This window comes from Lederbergia sp. B243.17 (assembly GCF_057657925.1).
The window spans coordinates 72,399-88,769 of the sequence record NZ_JBWBKF010000085.1 but is presented as its reverse complement, the minus strand read 5'-3'; the positions used below and the strand labels follow the sequence as shown (position 1 = coordinate 88,769).

At 48.5% G+C, this 16,371-nt stretch carries 14 protein-coding genes and 1 riboswitch; of the genes, 8 read left to right on the top strand and 6 right to left on the bottom strand.

The genetic code is table 11. From position 1 onward, the window contains the following. Nucleotides 1-328 precede the first annotated feature (328 nt). The 4 genes from AC0TWI_RS16995 (at nt 329) to AC0TWI_RS16980 (ending at nt 6,427) form a co-directional block, all read left to right on the top strand. Nucleotides 329-1,525 (top strand): class I SAM-dependent rRNA methyltransferase, encoded by a 1,197-nt coding sequence (locus tag AC0TWI_RS16995; RefSeq protein ID WP_488127533.1) that lies wholly within the window; start codon nt 329-331, stop codon nt 1,523-1,525. A gap of 92 nt (nt 1,526-1,617) precedes the next feature. After that, nucleotides 1,618-1,719: riboswitch (purine riboswitch) on the top strand. Between the two features lie 117 nt (nt 1,720-1,836). Beyond that, entirely contained in the window at nt 1,837-3,138 is a 1,302-nt protein-coding gene (locus AC0TWI_RS16990) for an NCS2 family permease (RefSeq protein WP_488127532.1), read from the top strand. Between the two features lie 79 nt (nt 3,139-3,217). After that, the gene (gene ade / locus AC0TWI_RS16985; protein WP_488127531.1) at nt 3,218-5,002 is read left to right on the top strand and encodes an adenine deaminase; all 1,785 of its coding nucleotides are present in this window, start codon (nt 3,218-3,220) and stop codon (nt 5,000-5,002) included. Nucleotides 5,003-5,194: 192 nt separating this feature from the next. Then, the gene (locus AC0TWI_RS16980) at nt 5,195-6,427 is read left to right on the top strand and encodes an allantoate amidohydrolase (protein ID WP_488127530.1); all 1,233 of its coding nucleotides are present in this window, start codon (nt 5,195-5,197) and stop codon (nt 6,425-6,427) included. Nucleotides 6,428-6,589: 162 nt separating this feature from the next. On the opposite strand, the gene AC0TWI_RS16975 is transcribed toward AC0TWI_RS16980, so the two are convergent. The 6 genes from AC0TWI_RS16975 to AC0TWI_RS16950 all read right to left on the bottom strand — a co-directional run bounded on the left by AC0TWI_RS16975 (nt 6,590) and on the right by AC0TWI_RS16950 (nt 11,962). Then, nucleotides 6,590-8,242 (bottom strand): b(o/a)3-type cytochrome-c oxidase subunit 1, encoded by a 1,653-nt coding sequence (locus AC0TWI_RS16975; protein ID WP_488127529.1) that lies wholly within the window; start codon nt 8,240-8,242, stop codon nt 6,590-6,592. Continuing rightward, entirely contained in the window at nt 8,239-8,712 is a 474-nt protein-coding gene (locus AC0TWI_RS16970; protein WP_488127528.1) for a cytochrome c oxidase subunit II, read from the bottom strand. The genes AC0TWI_RS16975 and AC0TWI_RS16970 overlap by 4 nt, the downstream gene beginning before the upstream one ends. 19 nt (nt 8,713-8,731) lie before the next feature. Next, entirely contained in the window at nt 8,732-8,857 is a 126-nt protein-coding gene (locus tag AC0TWI_RS16965; RefSeq protein WP_488127527.1) for a cytochrome C oxidase subunit II, read from the bottom strand. A gap of 180 nt (nt 8,858-9,037) precedes the next feature. After that, the gene (locus tag AC0TWI_RS16960) at nt 9,038-9,724 is read right to left on the bottom strand and encodes a Crp/Fnr family transcriptional regulator (protein WP_488127526.1); all 687 of its coding nucleotides are present in this window, start codon (nt 9,722-9,724) and stop codon (nt 9,038-9,040) included. An 89-nt stretch (nt 9,725-9,813) separates the two neighbouring features. Then, nucleotides 9,814-11,418, bottom strand: a complete 1,605-nt coding sequence (locus AC0TWI_RS16955; protein WP_488127525.1) for a DUF4179 domain-containing protein — start codon at nt 11,416-11,418, stop codon at nt 9,814-9,816. Continuing rightward, entirely contained in the window at nt 11,396-11,962 is a 567-nt protein-coding gene (locus AC0TWI_RS16950; RefSeq protein ID WP_488127524.1) for an RNA polymerase sigma factor, read from the bottom strand. The genes AC0TWI_RS16955 and AC0TWI_RS16950 overlap by 23 nt, the downstream gene beginning before the upstream one ends. 460 nt (nt 11,963-12,422) lie before the next feature. On the opposite strand from AC0TWI_RS16950, the gene AC0TWI_RS16945 reads away from it, so the two are divergent. From AC0TWI_RS16945 to AC0TWI_RS16930, 4 genes are all read left to right on the top strand, one after another. Next, the gene (locus tag AC0TWI_RS16945; protein WP_488127523.1) at nt 12,423-13,097 is read left to right on the top strand and encodes a response regulator transcription factor; all 675 of its coding nucleotides are present in this window, start codon (nt 12,423-12,425) and stop codon (nt 13,095-13,097) included. Further along, on the top strand, nt 13,094-14,563 hold the full coding sequence (locus AC0TWI_RS16940) for a sensor histidine kinase (RefSeq protein WP_488127522.1): 1,470 nt from the start codon (nt 13,094-13,096) through the stop codon (nt 14,561-14,563). The genes AC0TWI_RS16945 and AC0TWI_RS16940 overlap by 4 nt, the downstream gene beginning before the upstream one ends. A 60-nt stretch (nt 14,564-14,623) precedes the next feature. Beyond that, complete coding sequence (locus tag AC0TWI_RS16935) at nt 14,624-15,745, top strand: hypothetical protein (protein ID WP_488127521.1); 1,122 nt, start codon at nt 14,624-14,626, stop codon at nt 15,743-15,745. A gap of 75 nt (nt 15,746-15,820) precedes the next feature. After that, nucleotides 15,821-16,318 carry a metallophosphoesterase family protein gene (locus tag AC0TWI_RS16930; protein ID WP_488127520.1) on the top strand — a complete coding sequence of 166 codons (498 nt, stop codon included), beginning with the start codon at nt 15,821-15,823 and terminating at the stop codon, nt 16,316-16,318. The last annotated feature ends 53 nt before the right edge of the window (nt 16,319-16,371 follow it).

The window sequence follows — 16,371 nt, the reverse complement described above, 5'->3', positions numbered from 1 at the left end:
GAACCAGGAACCCGGTGCTGTTGTATAAAAAGCATCGGGGGATGATAAAGGGCACATACCCATCAAAAGGGAAAAATGGTTTACGGCGTAACTGCGGGAACCCCAGTGCTCGTCAATATGGATGGTAAAAGAATGCCCTTCTATTTACCATCCAGGAAGGACAGCATGCTCCGGCACTTTCCCATAAGACAATGAATGGCCGGGACGATTGAAATCGGGTGCAGGGGTGATTGCCAACAGGCGGTCAGCCCTATTTGTCTTTGTCAGCCTTCGCATTTTACCGCAAACCATGCGATAATGGGAAAAATGATCTGTAAGGGATGAAACTATGACAAAAAATATTGATATACAAGTGAATGCGCAAAGCGCCGCTGCGATAAAAAAGGGGTATCCGCTAATTTTGAAGGATGCCGTGCTCAATCCGGATGTGCTTAAAGAAGAAGGCGCGATCATCCGTCTGCTTGACAAGCACCGGAAATTTATCGCAAAAGGGTACTATGGCAATCAGAACAAAGGGATCGGCTGGGTATTGACCCGTGATCAGGAAGAGGCGATCGATTTTTCTTTTTTTGAAAAAAAGATTGAAGCTGCCTTGAAGCGTCGGGAATCGTTTTTCGAAAATCCGGACACGACCGCCTTTCGAGTGTTTAACGGAGAAGGAGACGGGATCGGCGGGCTGACGATTGATTATTTTGACGGTTATTATATGGTGAGCTGGTACAGCGAAGGTATTTATTCCTTGAAGCATCATGTGTATGGTGTCCTCGATAAACTTGTGGAGTACAAAGCTGTGTACGAAAAGAAACGGTTTGACGGCAAGGGGCAGTACGTTGAACAGGATGACTTTGTAAAAGGGCAACCGGGTGACTTTCCGATTATTATTAAAGAAAACGGCATGAAATTTGCGATTGATCTCAACGACGGTGCCATGACTGGAATTTTCCTTGACCAGAGGGATGTCCGGAAGGCGATCCGTGATCAGTATGCGGAAGGGAGACAGGTGCTGAACACGTTCTCCTATACCGGAGCTTTTTCTGTGGCTGCTGCTCTCGGCGGTGCGGAAAAAACGACAAGTGTCGATCTGGCGAAACGAAGCTTGCCGAAGACGATTGAGCAATTCAGCGTAAATGGGATTGATTACGAGCAGCAGGACATTCGGGTGATGGATGTTTTCGACTATTTCCGCTATGCAAAAAGGAAGGAGCTGCAGTTCGGTATGGTCGTGCTGGATCCGCCGAGCTTTGCCCGCTCGAAAAAGCATACGTTCAGCTCGGCGAAGGATTATCCGGCTCTGCTGATGGACGCGATCACCATTACAGAAAAAAACGGCATTATCGTCGCCTCTACGAATAACGCTAGTTTTAGCATGAAGAAATTTAAAACCTTTATTGAAAAAGCATTTGAGGAAGCAGGCTCAAAATACAAAATCCTTGAAGAATCGTCACTGCCGAAGGATTTCCGTACGAACCGCGATTTCCCGGAATTCAATTACTTGAAGGTTGTCATTCTGCAAAAGCTGAAATAAGCCGAAGACGAACTTAGGAAGAATTTCATGCGTAAATGTTCGCTTTTTCCGTTGACGGTGGTAGGACTTTTATGCTATTAATAGAGTATCGAATTTATAAATAAAATTATGAATGTATATGCTTGGGAATATGGCTCAAGCGTTTCTACCAGGTAACCGTAAAATACCCGACTACATTCAGGGACAGGCTTCGGATGGGAGTATTTCCTCTCTTCCCGGACGCATGGTGCAATCCTGAATGAGTTTTGGAACCTGGGTGGAACAAGTCGCCCAGGTTTTTTGCATTTAAACACAATTCAGGAGGAGTCCAAATGGATCGTTATTTTCAATTTAAAGAGCTGAATACGAGCTACCGCCAAGAGTCGGTTGCCGGGCTGACAACGTTTTTGGCAATGGCGTATATTTTATTCGTCAACCCGACTGTCCTTAGCGCAACTGGTATGGATCAGGGTGCGGTATATGTGGCAACGGCGCTCGCTTCAGCGATTGGTACGCTTATTATGGGGGTATTTGCAAAATATCCGGTTGCCTTGGCGCCGGGAATGGGAATCAATGCATTCTTCGCGTTCACTGTAGTCCTTGGGATGGGAATTCCATGGCAGACTGCGTTGGCGGGAACGTTTATTTCAGGTTTTATTTTCTTTATTCTTACACTTACAAAAATCAGAGAAACGATCATCAATGCGATCCCGGAACAGCTTAAGCTCGCGGTTGCAGCTGGTATCGGCCTGTTCATCGCTTTTGTCGGCTTCCAGAACGCAGGAATTGTGGCAGAGGCACAGCCGGGAACTACGATCGTTACGATTGGTGACATTACGGCACCGACAACACTATTGGCTCTTTTCGGACTGATCGTTACAGCATTTTTCATGATCAAAGGCTTCAAGGGTGGCATTTTCTACGGAATGATCGCTACATCGGTTGCTGGGATCATTTTTGGACAAATTCCGCTTCCGACTGGAATCGTCTCTTCGGTTCCAAGCCTTTCGCCGACATTCGGCGTCATGTTCAGCCATTTTGGCGATATTTTGAATCCGCATTTGCTCGTTGTTATCTTCACGCTTTTGTTTGTTGACTTTTTTGATACGGCAGGAACCCTTCTCGCGGTGACGAGACAAGCGGGACTGCTGAAGGACGGCAAGCTGCCGCGTGCCGGCAAAGCCCTCTCCGCCGACTCTGTTGCTACAATGGTTGGAGCTGTACTCGGTACATCGACAACAACATCTTTCGTTGAATCCACATCAGGAGTAGCCGCAGGAGGAAGAACCGGCTTCACATCGGTTGTCACAGCTGGATTGTTCATTGTTGCGCTGTTCTTCTCGCCGCTTTTGAGTGTCGTAACCCCTCAGGTGACGGCTCCAGCCTTGATCATCGTCGGCGTGCTTATGTCTTCATCGCTCGCATCGATCAAATGGGGAGAACTTGAGTATGCCCTTCCTGCATTTCTGACCGTCGTGACAATGCCGCTGACATACAGCATTTCAACCGGGATTGCCCTAGGTTTCATTCTGTATCCGTTGATGATGGTATTTAAGGGGAAACTGAAGGAAGTCCATCCGATTATGTATGTGCTGTTCTTCGTATTTGTCGCCTACCTGGGTTGGGCTGTATAGCATTTTTGATCAAATTTGGAAGGGAATGTTCAGTTAAATGGGCGTTCCCTGTTTTTTTTCAAAAAAAGGAGTGGTCTCAATGTCGAATAGAAAGCAGCTTTATGAAGTGAGCGGAATGCTGTCGAAAGTAGCAAGAGGGATTGAAAAAGCAGATACCGTCTTGAAAAACGGCATCCTTGTTAATGTGTTCACTGGAGAACTGATCGAACATACAGATGTTGCAATCAGTGCAGGCAGAATCGCTTACGTGGGAAACGCTGACCATACGATTGGTAAAGAAACGGCCATAATTGATGCAGGCGGAAAATATCTCGTTCCCGGGCTGCTTGATGCCCATATGCACGTGGAGAGCACGATGCTGTCTGTGACTGAATTCGCGAAGGCTGCACTGCCAAAAGGGACGACGGGCATCTTCATGGATCCGCATGAAATCGCCAACGTATTTGGCATGGAGGGTGTGCGGCTTATGCATGAGGAAGGCCAGCAGCTTCCTTTGAAAGTGTTCACGACGATTCCATCCTGTGTTCCTGCCACCATCGACTTGGAAGATGCAGGCGCAGCACTCGGCGTCGTCGATATTCAAGAAGGATTGGCTTGGGACAACGTGGCCGGGCTTGGCGAAGTGATGAACTTTCCGGGAGTGGCCTATGGAGACCCGCTCATGCTTGGGGAAATCGAGGCAACATTGCGGGCGGACAAAGCGGTGACCGGTCATTTTCCAGCAGAAGATCCGCATATGATGCAGGCTTATATTGCAACCGGCGTTGATTCCGACCATGAAACCGTGACTCGTGAACAGGCATTGGAGAAGCTTCGTCTCGGCATGAACGTGATGATCCGAGAAGGGTCTGCCTGGCAAGATGTGAAGGAAGTCATTAAGGTTATTACAGAGGATAAAGTGGATACGAGCAATATCACCCTGGTCACAGACGATGCATACCCGCAGACGATCATTGAAGACGGCCATATGAACCATGTTGTCAACCGGGCGATCGCAGAAGGGGTCGATCCCGTTACGGCGATCCAGCTCGCAACGATTAATACAGCCAGATACTATAACTTGGATCGTGACCTCGGCTCGCTTGCACCAGGGAAGGCAGCGGACATTCTGCTTGTTGAGAGCCTGCAGGATATCACACCAGTGACGGTCATAGCAGATGGACAGGTTGTATATGAAAATGGCGGGCTTGCCATCGACTTCCCGGCATTCCAGTACCCGCCGCATATTCTGGATTCAATCAACCTGAAGTCGGAGCTGACTCCGGCGGACTTCGCGTTTAAGTCGAAAAGGACGGGCGGCCAGACGGAAGTGAACGTTATCGACGTGATTGAAAACAGTGCGAGAACGGCGAAAATGACAGCAACACTGGATGTGCACGACAATGTCATCCAGCCATCGATCGAGAAAGATATTTTGCAGCTGGCCTGTATTGAAAGGCATAAAGGATCGGGACAGATTTCGCTTGCCTTCGCACACGGCTTCGGGCTGAAAGAAGGTGCGGTCGCCTCGACCGTTGCCCATGACAGCCACAACCTGCTCGTAATGGGTGCAAACCCTGCGGATATGGCATTCGCTGCCAACGAGCTGGCGAAGATTGGCGGGGGCATGATCGCTGTCAAGGATGGAGAGGTCCTGGCCGCGGTGCCGATGAAAATCGCCGGCCTGATGTCGGACAAGCCTCTTCAGGCGGTCGTGGAAGAAGTGCAGCAGCTCGAAAAGGCATGGCAGGAGCTCGGCTGTTCCTTGAACGCACCATTTATGACCTTCTCGCTAATTGCACTTCCGGTCATCCCCGAGATCCGCATCTCAAACCGGGGACTTGTGGATGTTACTCAGTTTAAACTGATTGAAATTGAAGTTTGATAGATGACAGGGGACGCCAGGGTGCGTCCCCTGTTTTTATTGCATGTTACAAAACATCCAATGATCCTGCTGCGCTGTTTGATGTTCTGTCCAATGACTTTCAATCCCTCCCCTGTATAATAGTCCATAAAAACACCGTTAAAATGATTGCGCTTACAATGTAACCGGCCAGTATGCAAAGGGGGATGAGGAATGCAAAAGCAGAAGCTGTTGATCAATGGGGAAAGATTGAAACAGGAGCTTGAGAGATTTGCAGACTTTGGCAGGACGGAAAATAACGGAGTGACGCGGCTTGCCCTGTCGGAAGAGGATATTGCAGTTCGCAAACACTTTGCTTCATGCTGTGAAGAGCTCGGGATGAAGGTTGCCGTTGATGATATGGGCTGCATGTATGCCACCTTGCCTGGAAAGGAGGACGGACCGCCGATCGTCATGGGCTCTCATCTCGATTCCGTAAAAAAGGGCGGCCGTTTTGACGGTGTTCTTGGTGTGGTAGCCGGTCTTGAAGTCGTGAGGACACTCGTGGATCACAATATCACCCCGCGGGTTCCGGTCACTGTTGTAAACATCACGAATGAGGAGGGGGCAAGGTTTGAACCCTCGATGATGGCTTCAGGCGTCCTGTCGGGAAAGTTTGGAAAGACAGAGATGCTGCAAAAGCGCGATCCGGACGGAACCACTTTCGAAGAAGCATTACAGGCGAGCGGCTTCGCCGGTGATCCGGCCAACCGGCTGAAAAAGGCGGAGGCTTTCCTTGAACTCCATATTGAACAAGGACCAGTCCTCGAGCAAGAGACAATTTCAATCGGTGTTGTGGAGTGCGTAGTCGGCATGGTCTGCTATGAAATCGAGGTGATCGGTGAATCAAACCATGCCGGCACAACCCCGATGCCGATGAGGAAGGATGCCCTGTTCAAGGTCAATGATCTGCTGAATGAAATCCGAAGCAAACTGGACGCGCTCGATTCTGACCTTGTCTATACGGCGGGGAGGTTGAATGTCTACCCGAATATTCATACCGTCATTCCAAACCGTGTCGTCTTCTCACTGGAGGCGCGGCATAAAGATATGGACGTCATCCAAGCCGTCGAAGAAGTGATCCGGGGGCTGGGGGAAGCGGGAGGAGACGGAGTCACAATCCAGGCGAAAAAATTATGGGGCCGGGATACCGTCTGGTTTTCACCAGAGCTTTGCGGACTATACGAGGAATCCGCAGAGTCGCTCGGCTACTCTCACCGCCGGATGGTAAGCGGCGCCGGGCATGATGCCCAATTCCTGGCAAGCTATCTTCCGGCTGTGATGCTCTTTGTGCCAAGCATCGGCGGCAAAAGCCATTGCGAGGAAGAGTACACCCCATGGGAGGATTGCGAAAGGGGAGTCAACGTACTGCTGGACACCGTCATGTCCTTGCTGGCTAAAGAATAGGTCCACCCTTGCCGTCGTATAATCAAATACCGCCTGGCTCAAAAAGAGCCAGGCGGTTTGTTATTCCCCGTCTTCAACAGTTTGCAGTTCCACCAGTATGACAGTCATTACAACCGCAACAATCATGATTGATAAAATCGGCAAAAACATGCGTATCATCTCCTACCATGTAATAAAGCCTTTGGAACCCGGAGGGCTGTGCTGGATCATGTGGCTCAGCGGGAACGCGTACGCCATAAGAATCAAGGCAACGGCAACTGCAATCCAGATCCACCAATTCTCCAGGAATTTCGGTGTGGCGGAAGCATCGCTCACCCCAATTGGAAATTCTTCAAACTCTTCTTCTGTCTTTGCATGAGGAGCAACGAACGCCAAGCTGCAGACGATGTAGATAAGCAGCATCGCAGATAAAAACAGGATCATGCCGCCGGCCGCCATAGTGACATGGTTGGACAGGATGCCGTCGAACCATTCCAATGCGGCTGAATTGCCATTGTAGCCCGAATACGCTGTTCTTCTTGGTGCACCGAGCAGGCCGAGAATATGCTGTGCTGTCGACATAAGCAGCATGCCGACGGACCAGGTGATGATCTGGATGAACGCCAACTTTTGCAGGGATTTCGTAAATGTCCGGCCCGTCAAATAAGGGATGAGCCAGAATGAAACGCCCATGAACGTCATGGCAACAGGGGTTCCGACCGTGATATGGAAGTGGCCGACAACCCAAAGCGTATTGTGGATGAGCTCATTCAATTGGAAGCTGGCATTGATGATACCGCCGGCTCCGCCCGGGATGAAAAAGGCCATTGCAATAAAAATGGAGGTGAAACGGACATCCTTCCATGGCAGTTTCGTGAACCAGCCGAACAGCCCAGTGCCGCCTTTTTTCCTCCCGGAGATTTCAAACGTTGCGAACATCGAGAAGGCTGTCATCAAGGACGGAATGATGACCATGAACGTTAAGACAACCTGCAGGAACTTCCAGAAGCTTGAAATCCCAGGCTCAGTCAGCTGGTGATGGAAGCCGACCGGAATTGAGAACAAGATGAACAGAACAAAGGAAAAACGGGCCAATGAATCGCTGAACACTTTCGTTCCGAGGATTTTTGGCACGACCACATACCAAACCATATAGGCCGGCAGCAGCCAGAAATAGACGAGCGGATGGCCAAAATACCAGAAGAGGGAACGGCTCAGCTCTACATTGATTGTATCCACCCATCCGAATGCCCATGGGATGTACTGGAACACTACAGTGGCCACAACACCGAGACAGGCAATGATCCAAAGAATAATCGTTGAAATCGTCATAAAGGCGAACAATGGGCTCAATTCACCTTTATGCGCTTTTTTCCAGACCATATAATGGCCGACAAGCGCAAAGCTGCTGATCCATGTACCGACTACAAACAACGCTAGCCCGACATAATACCAGCCGCTTGCTTTTAGTGGTGCATAAAAGGTATACATGACTGATGCCTTGCCAGCAATAATCATTGCTGTAGCCAATACTGTACCTGCCAATGTGACGAGGAAGCCGATCCAAGAGAACAGCCATACTTTCGGCCCGAAGCTTCCGAGTGTCTTGCTCATGCCGGAAATGAAAAAGGCAAAGATGAAAAAAGTTGTGAAAATGAGTGCAAGCAAGACGCCATGCGCTGTCAGGATCTGATAATAATCAAGCCAGGCGGGCAGCTGCAACGCATCATTTCGAATAAAAACTTGCAGCAATCCGCAGAACGTACCGATCAGGAACGCCGTATAAGCGACCCCGACATTCCATAACGCCAGATTGCGATCACGTTTACCGATCATGGTTCATACACCTCAATCTCTGTTTGCATAAAATGGTGGCCAGTGCCGCAATATTCATTGCAAATCACCATATACTTTCCGGGTTTAGAGAACGTGTAGCTTTTCGCTGTTACCCGGCCGGGCACGACCATCATGTTGACTTTCGTATCGTGAATGGTAAAACTGTGGACGACATCGCGGCTAGTTAATGTAAAAATAATTTCTTTTCCGGCCGGAACTTTAATATTTGCCGGTTTGTAGCCAAACGCTTCTGCGACCATTACCACCTCATATGTGTTTTTATCAAGCTGCCTTACCCCTGGTTCGTCAAAGGGAGCAGTCTCATCAAGTTTTTCAGGATCAACCGTGTCCATCCCGCCGGCAGGGGTATGTCCCTGCGCAAAGGCTGTAACGCCAACAATGCTTAGAAAAATAACTAATGATAAAATACCGAATGTCAGCCAAATCTTTTCATATTTATGAAGATGCATTTTCTCCACCCCGCTTTCTTTATCTTGCTACGTACATACCGTAAACACTGAACCACATGGCAGCGATTAAAACCCCGACCGCGAGCACACTAATGAAGGTACCCTTCAAATTCGGCTCCCCGGAACCTTTCGACTTCTTGCCCATCTCGCAACCTCCCACTTTATTATGTAAAAAGCGTACATCTTTGGACATGCCGCTTACTGTGATAAATGTCACAATCGGCTGGTAGATTCCTATGCTTTCAAAAAATAGACAAAAAGAGCAGGAGGGAAGGGGAGCGGGCAAAAAAAAATCACCCGGCCATGGGTGATTTTTGCGGATCTATTAATCAATTCTGCATATATGGACAGGACAATTCTCACAGTGGATCTCATCCTTAAGATATTGAACATTATGGACGGAGATTTTGCCCCCGCTAATGGAAAGAATGCTTTCTTTTTTCAGTTCGCCAAGCAGGCGGTTTACAACTTCACGGCTCATCCCGCAAAAATTGGCAAGCTCCTGGTTTGTGAAGGCCATGTCGATTAGGATGCCGTCCTCTTTTTTAACGCCATAGCTGTTGGTAAGGCGGATGAGGGTGGAGTATAAGGCGCCTTTTTTCCCGTGCAGCACGAGGTCGCGGAATTTGGATTGGGTTTTTTGCTGGTACTCTCCCATCTGCTTCAAAAATTCGATATTCAGCTTGGGGTTCTCCAATAGCCCTTTTTCCAGGTCTTCTTTCCTGATCTTCGCACAGCTGCCGCTCTCCAGCACTTTTGCATGGACAGCATACTTCTGCGGAGTGCAATACAGCGTGAGCTCGCTGATAAAATCATTTTTTCCGCAGATCCGATAGGTGATTTCCCGGCCATCCGGTGTCAGCCGGCTGATCCGTACCTTGCCTGAATAAAGGAAATAGACGGTGTCCGCCAGATCCCCTTCCTGGAAAAGAAAGCTGTCTTTCTCGAATTCCTTGTCAATATGGTCAATTGTCAGCAATTCGTTCAATCTGCATCCCTCTTCCTCAAACATTTGCTTCCAGTATTATAACATTCGAATGTGCCCATAACAGCTGTTTTTTCAAAAGGAAGAGCCGCCCCGAATCGAGAGCGGCCCTCCGATTAATTGATCGGGATTCTCCATTCTTTTTCAAGCGGTTCATAGCGTGTTTCTGACAGCAGGCGCAATGTCAGTTTTTCTGGTGCTTTCTCGAGTCCGTAGACGGTCAGCAGCGTTGTCGTCTCCTGGCGTCCGTCCTTGTCGGGGTGTGTGCGTCCTCCGCTTCGGTATGTTTCGTACGCCTTTCCTGTACTGTCGACAAGCACCCATGACACCATTTCTGGAGCAAGCAACGTTTTGCTTCCTTCCATTTCAATCTGGAACGTTTTCTCTGCTCCGATCGGCATCAGGGATTTTTTCAAATGCAGCCGAGTATCCATCTCAGCTGCTGTGATGGTCATCTCATTTCCTTCATATTTGAATGTTAATGGCTGCTTGCCCAACTTTTTCGGCTCAAAGGTGATGGAAAAGTCAGCTGGTACGGTCTTGATCACCCCATCCAGAACGAATTGGAGCTTCCGCTCACCTCTTTGAGGGATAAATGATTCATTCCATGCAGTTTGGCCGAGCGCACCTAGACGATCACCAGTACCTTGGATCAGGCCATCGTCGGAGGAAGGGGCACCGATATAATTGGAGTGGCGGTAGACTGTTAGGCCCTTCTCATCTTCGATATGATATTGAATCTCTGTACCAGGGGTTGAGAATGGCTCTACGACCTCTTTTCCGTATTTGGCTTCCAGGCTTTCCGTTTTTTTCTCCACTTCACGAAGCAGGTTCTTGGAAAAACCTGTTTCATAGAAGATTTCACTTGAAGACGGGGCGAAGCGCGCTTCTTTCATTTTGATTACGATCCCGTTTGCTTCATGGGTGAAGCCGCTTAAGTCATGAGCCTTTGTTGCTTGCAGCGTCTCCTTCATATCAAGAGGGATTTCAAGCTTCCAGCTGCCCTTTTTTCCCGCGAGCTCCGTCAAGTCAAAGCCGACCGTGATTGTATCGGTCAATGTTTGGTCACGGAGCGAGAATTCAATCGTTCCGTAACCATCCTGCCGTCCCCAGCTTAGTCCGGATCTTTCAATCTCCTTGCCCTGCTCATCCAAAAGATAAAGCTTGTTGAAGTCCTCCCCAATCTCCAGTTCGTGGTCCTTCCGCTTGCCCCTCGCATCGAGCAACTGATAGGAGAGAGCGATTCTTGATGAATCGGCAACGACATCTTCCACCTTGAAGGTCAGGCCCTGATCGGTGACCGACTGATCGATTCGTTTGGCGAACCCTTCTTCTACCGCAATCTGTATCCCTTCGTCTACATTGACAGAAGAGAAGAACCCGCCGATCCATTGGGCGAATGCCGGGTTGAAAGCACTCATGATTCCGGCCGCTAGGAACAATCCAGCCGCCGCAACCGCTGTCCTTTTCAAAAATAGTAAGCGGGAACGCTGTTTTTTTCGCGGATAGGGATCGAGTCCTGCAAGGATGCCATCGGCAAAATCGTCAGGCAAAGCAGGTGCCTGTAAAGTGTCTTTCATGAATTCATCTTCCTGCCCGAATGCTTCAAGGATGAGGCGGCAGGATGCACAGTGCTCAATATGCAATGCCAACTCGTCCCTTTCCTCAGTGAGCAATCCGTCATAGAAGCGGGAGAGCTTATCGGCCGTTGGACATGTCATAAAAATACCCTCCTTCGCGTTTCACTTGGCTGCGCATTTTCTTTTTCGCCCGGTGCAGTTTATTTCGCACCGTCGAGAGCGGGATGTCCAGCAGCGTCCCAATCTCTTCATAGCTCAGTTCATTCGCATAGCGCAGCAGAATGATCATCCGTTCATCCTCGGGAAGCATGGAAATCAGTTTTTCCAATTGGCGGCTTTTTTCCTTTTTTAAAAAAATGACTTCCGGTCCGTCTTTGTTTTCCATCAGATCCTCGGTCACTTCGATTTGCGACATTTTAAACCGTTTCTTCCGGAATTCATCAAGGCAGTGGTTGATTGCGACCCGGTACATCCAGCTTGAGAATGAACCTTGGCGGTCATATTTGTCGAGCTGGCTGTATACTTTGATAAAGGCCTCCTGGACGAGATCCTGGGCATCTTGGGGATGCCTTGTCATCCGGAGAACGGTGGCGTACAGCGGATTTTTGTATTTATTGATAATGAGACCGAATGCCTGTTTATTGCCTGAAAGAATTTCTTCGACCCATTGGATTTCCTCTTGCATACCGGCCTCCTGTTTTTCCTGAACATGCGCATGTTCGTTTTCTCTTCATCCAGTATAACGGGTTTACTAGGAGAAAAATTTCAATTCTTTTGCAGAAGTCCATAAGAATCTGGAAACCGTCGCTAGTCAGGTGGGTCTCAGTATGAATAAAGGGAAGAGGAGGGATCATGTGGAAGTCTCACAACGCCTAACCTCTCTTTCGGGCATCATGCTCAAAGGGATCGCCTTGTAAATGAAATTTTGGTTACTGATTGTTCGTTATTATGCTAAAACGGTTTAATAGTGTTTAAAAAGGGAGCTTATTTATAGGCTCTTTTTTTCCGTTCGGTTTCAGCGCATAGCTCTTCGAATTTTCGAGGATGGCCGGACAGGCAATGCCCTTTTTATTCATCCAGCAATATTTCGGCAATAACTTTCCGGTAGAATAATAGATAGAAAAGATGAAAGCGGGGAAACGGCTATGGACCGGACGGTTTTGATCATAGAGGACGAGGACTCGATTCGCGAGATTCTCTCCTATTCGTTGCGGAAGGAGGGATACCGGGTGCTTTGTGCAGAGACGGGGAAGGATGGGCTGCGTTTGGCGGCCGGAACAGATCCGGACGTTGTCATTCTCGACTTGATGCTCCCCGATGCGAGCGGCTTTGATCTATGCAGGCAAATGAAGGAGTCAGGGAGTTCCCCCGTCATGATGCTGACGGCAAGGGATGATATTGTCGACAAGGTTTTGGGCTTTGAGCTTGGAGCAGATGATTACATGACAAAGCCGTTTGATATAAGAGAGGTAAATGCCCGGTTGAAAGCACTGCTCCGCCGTTCTGGGCAAAGCGCGTCTGTCTCAATTTCTCTCGGCGAGGGCATCCGGATCGAGCCTCGTTCTCATTCAGTCTATAAAGGGGATGAAGCCCTTTCTCTCAAGCCGAAGGAGTATGAGCTGCTGCTCTTGTTCGCCCAGAATCCCGGCCGTGTTTTTTCCCGTGAGGAAATCCTTGATACCGTGTGGGACTTTGATTATGAAGGAGATGTAAGGACGGTCGATGTCCATGTCCAACGGATTCGGAAAAAGCTTGGGAGTTCGGATTCAATTGAAACGGTGTTTGGCGTCGGCTATAAGCTGGGGAGAAGGCAAGTATGAAACTGAAAATCCGAAAGAAGTTTTTCCTTAGCTATCTCCTGTTATTTGTCTGTGCGGCATTGATTATCCACCAATTTATGAAAATATCATTGGAGGCGAATAGCCAGGCGCAGATTGAGGCGGAAATGACAAAGCTGCAGCATACAACAAGGGAGCATATCAAACAGTTTTCCAAGCTTAAAGAATCAAATGATCATTTATTTGCAGATTATGGAATAGACATCGCCCGTGACTTAAGCAGGCTGCAGAATCTCGGCGTTGCCCTCTACGGAACGGACGGCCGTTTTTTATATGAGGAGCTGCCGATTGAGCAAACTCGTCTCTTGGAGAATCAACAGTTCCAAAAGAATCTGGGCAGCAGCGATGCGCCTGAACTGTCTGCCGCTTTTGATAACAAGTCGGCTTTGTCCCTGCAGAAAAATGATCATGGGATTTTTGTTTACTTTGCCTATCCTCTATATATAGACGAGGAGTTTTACGGGGTGGTACGGTTTACTGGAGACTACACAGCCTTATTTCAGCAAAATGACCGGATCCTTCAGTCCTTCTCATTGTTCGCCGTCTGTCTGTTGATTGGAATCTTCATCATCTCCTTTTTGCTTACAAGCCAAATCATCCGGCCGCTGATCCGGCTTTCTAAGGCTACGAAAAGAGTTGCACAGGGAGACTATGAGGATGAGGTCATTGTAAAAACCGGTGATGAGCTGGAAGAGCTGGCCGACAATTTTAATAGAATGAAGAAAAGTGTAAAGGACCATATTGATATGGCGGAAGAAGAGAAGGAGAAAGTGCTTCATCTGGAAAAAAACCGGACAGCCTTTTTCCAGCATGTAACCCATGAATTAAAGACTCCGCTCTCGAGCATCTCCGGCTATGCACAAATTTTGGGACAGCCGGATTTCGATGATCCGGCATTTCTCCAGAAAGCAGCGAGAAAAATTACGGAGGAGAGCGAGCGGCTGAACCGGATGGTCGTCGAACTGATCGGCATTGCAAAAAAACAGGCTGCAGCCGGTTTGGAGGAACATCATCCACTTCCAATATTACCGCTTATCAAAGACGTCTGTGAGGACTTGGAGATGCAGGCAGAGGAAAGGGAAGTGAGCATTTCGATCAGCGGATCAGATTGGATGGTATGCGGAAGCCGGGATCAGGTCCAGCAAGTACTCATTAATCTTCTCGACAATGCGATCAAGCATGGAACCCGGGGCGGGGTCATAAACGTCGAGTCTGAAAAAGGCGTTATTACAGTGAAGAACCCGAGCAGCCCGCTGTCGGACTATATGCTCGAACATGCCTTTGAGCCCTTTATTTATACGAAAAAAAACGGCAACCATGGGTTAGGGCTGTATATCTGCCGTGAAATTGTTACAGCACATAATGGGACCGTATCAATCGGATACGAAAACGGGGAAACAATCCTTGTTGTTCGACTTCCGCCTTGGCAACAAGATGGCAATATCTGATCGGTAATCGGCAACATCCGCCCGCTATGATGGAGACATCAACGTAAGGAGGAGAAAGAAATGCGAATAAAAGGAATGGGACTTATCGTATTGGCGGGGTTACTTGGGGCAGGCTGTTCATTGCAGGGAGAAGCACAAACACAGAGCACGATCATCCTTAATGAGGATATGCAGCTTGAAAGCTCACTTGCCGACAGCCGGCTGAACGTACAGCGGGAGGATGACCTCGAAGTGTCGAAAAATGCAACCTATTGGGGATTCAAGGGCCAGGACCTGTATTACAATGAAAATGGTGCGCTGCACTGGCTGAATGCCGAGACAGGCGAAACAGAAAAGGTTGCGGACATGGAGGCATACGAGGTGCTGGATTCGGGGAAAATGGCGCTCTCTTCCAAGGGAGAGGAAATATACGTTCAAAATCTTGAAACAGGGAAAAAGCAATTCGTCACAAAAGGATCCCGGAACGAAACGTATAAAACGTACTTCACCGACAAAGACGGGACAGTTGCCACGCTGGAGTGGCGCTCCTCTGAAGAAGATGAGAAAGACAGCATTGTTTTTGATCTGTTCGACCCGGAAACCGGGAAAACAGATGAGTGGGATCTCAGTTCTTTCTTTTCCTTGAACAGCTTCACCTACAATTCACTGAAAAAAGACGGATCGCTCTATTTTGCCGCGGAGAATAAGGACGGAGAGTATGGGATTTACCAGATTGCCAGGGGCACAGTGCCCAAGACGGCAGTAGCGCTTAAAAAGGAAGATGCTTCTCTCCATCAATACGATATTCTTCAGGATGGAACCATTCTATTCGGGGGAAGTTATCAAGGGAAAAGCGGCGTTTTTCTGACAGATAAGGATGGCAAGAAGGTAAATCGCCTTGTAGCAGGCGGCCGGGATGAAGAAGGAGAATGGATTCCGACATACAGTTTGTCTCCTGATGAAACAAAAATTTTATTCGATACACCCGTCCAGGTGGAGAATGAATACAAAACAAATGTATACATGGGGGAAATCGTCGACGGGGAACTTTTGAATACGGTGAGAATCATGGAAAATGCAGATCTTTATGCAGTCGTGTCAATGAGCGGCAAATGGAGCGATGATTCGAACACGGCTTATATCGCCCAGCCGAAGGGAGAGAGCGACATCATCGGCAGTCTGGCAAAATTCAAAGTGGAATGAACGAAGAGCGGATGATCCGCTCTTTTTTTGTACGGCAAAAGGGTAAAGGAATTGAAAGAGAAAGGGGGATTGTCAATGAAAATTATCATTACAGGAGATACCCACATGCCGAAGAGGGCAAAAGCGCTGCCCTCACGTCTAGTCGAAGAATTGAAAACAGCCGATTTGATCATTCATACAGGTGATTGGCAGACGATGGACGTGTATGAGGAATTCTGTTCATACGGGCCTGTAGAGGGAGTGGCAGGGAATGTCGACAGCGAAGAGCTGATCGAAATGCTCGGCAAAGAGAAAATCATCCGGATCGGGGACTTTGCGATTGGCCTCACGCATGGCGACGGGAAAGGGAAAACGACGGAAAGACGAGCGCTCGATGTTTTTCAGGACGACCGTATCGATCTGCTTGTATTTGGACATTCTCATATTCCGGTTTTAAAGGAATCAGCGGACTGCATCCTCTTTAATCCGGGTTCCCCGACAGATAAGCGGAGGCAGGAGCAATACTCTTTCGGTGTACTTGAGATAGGAGAGAAAATCAGCCTGAACCATGTATTTTATAAAAAGAAGGAATAGTCAGTTTTATGGTTGGGAAGTTGGGTAGAGGAAAAAGGACCGGTGTATGTACA

Coding starts and splice junctions, on each gene's coding strand:
- AC0TWI_RS16995 (WP_488127533.1), top strand. CDS start 329: ATGACAAAAAATATTGATATACAAGTGAATGCGCAAAGCGCCGCTGCG.
- AC0TWI_RS16990 (WP_488127532.1), top strand. CDS start 1,837: ATGGATCGTTATTTTCAATTTAAAGAGCTGAATACGAGCTACCGCCAA.
- ade (WP_488127531.1), top strand. CDS start 3,218: ATGTCGAATAGAAAGCAGCTTTATGAAGTGAGCGGAATGCTGTCGAAA.
- AC0TWI_RS16980 (WP_488127530.1), top strand. CDS start 5,195: ATGCAAAAGCAGAAGCTGTTGATCAATGGGGAAAGATTGAAACAGGAG.
- AC0TWI_RS16975 (WP_488127529.1), bottom strand. CDS start 8,242: ATGATCGGTAAACGTGATCGCAATCTGGCGTTATGGAATGTCGGGGTC.
- AC0TWI_RS16970 (WP_488127528.1), bottom strand. CDS start 8,712: ATGCATCTTCATAAATATGAAAAGATTTGGCTGACATTCGGTATTTTA.
- AC0TWI_RS16965 (WP_488127527.1), bottom strand. CDS start 8,857: ATGGGCAAGAAGTCGAAAGGTTCCGGGGAGCCGAATTTGAAGGGTACC.
- AC0TWI_RS16960 (WP_488127526.1), bottom strand. CDS start 9,724: ATGTTTGAGGAAGAGGGATGCAGATTGAACGAATTGCTGACAATTGAC.
- AC0TWI_RS16955 (WP_488127525.1), bottom strand. CDS start 11,418: ATGACATGTCCAACGGCCGATAAGCTCTCCCGCTTCTATGACGGATTG.
- AC0TWI_RS16950 (WP_488127524.1), bottom strand. CDS start 11,962: ATGCAAGAGGAAATCCAATGGGTCGAAGAAATTCTTTCAGGCAATAAA.
- AC0TWI_RS16945 (WP_488127523.1), top strand. CDS start 12,423: ATGGACCGGACGGTTTTGATCATAGAGGACGAGGACTCGATTCGCGAG.
- AC0TWI_RS16940 (WP_488127522.1), top strand. CDS start 13,094: ATGAAACTGAAAATCCGAAAGAAGTTTTTCCTTAGCTATCTCCTGTTA.
- AC0TWI_RS16935 (WP_488127521.1), top strand. CDS start 14,624: ATGCGAATAAAAGGAATGGGACTTATCGTATTGGCGGGGTTACTTGGG.
- AC0TWI_RS16930 (WP_488127520.1), top strand. CDS start 15,821: ATGAAAATTATCATTACAGGAGATACCCACATGCCGAAGAGGGCAAAA.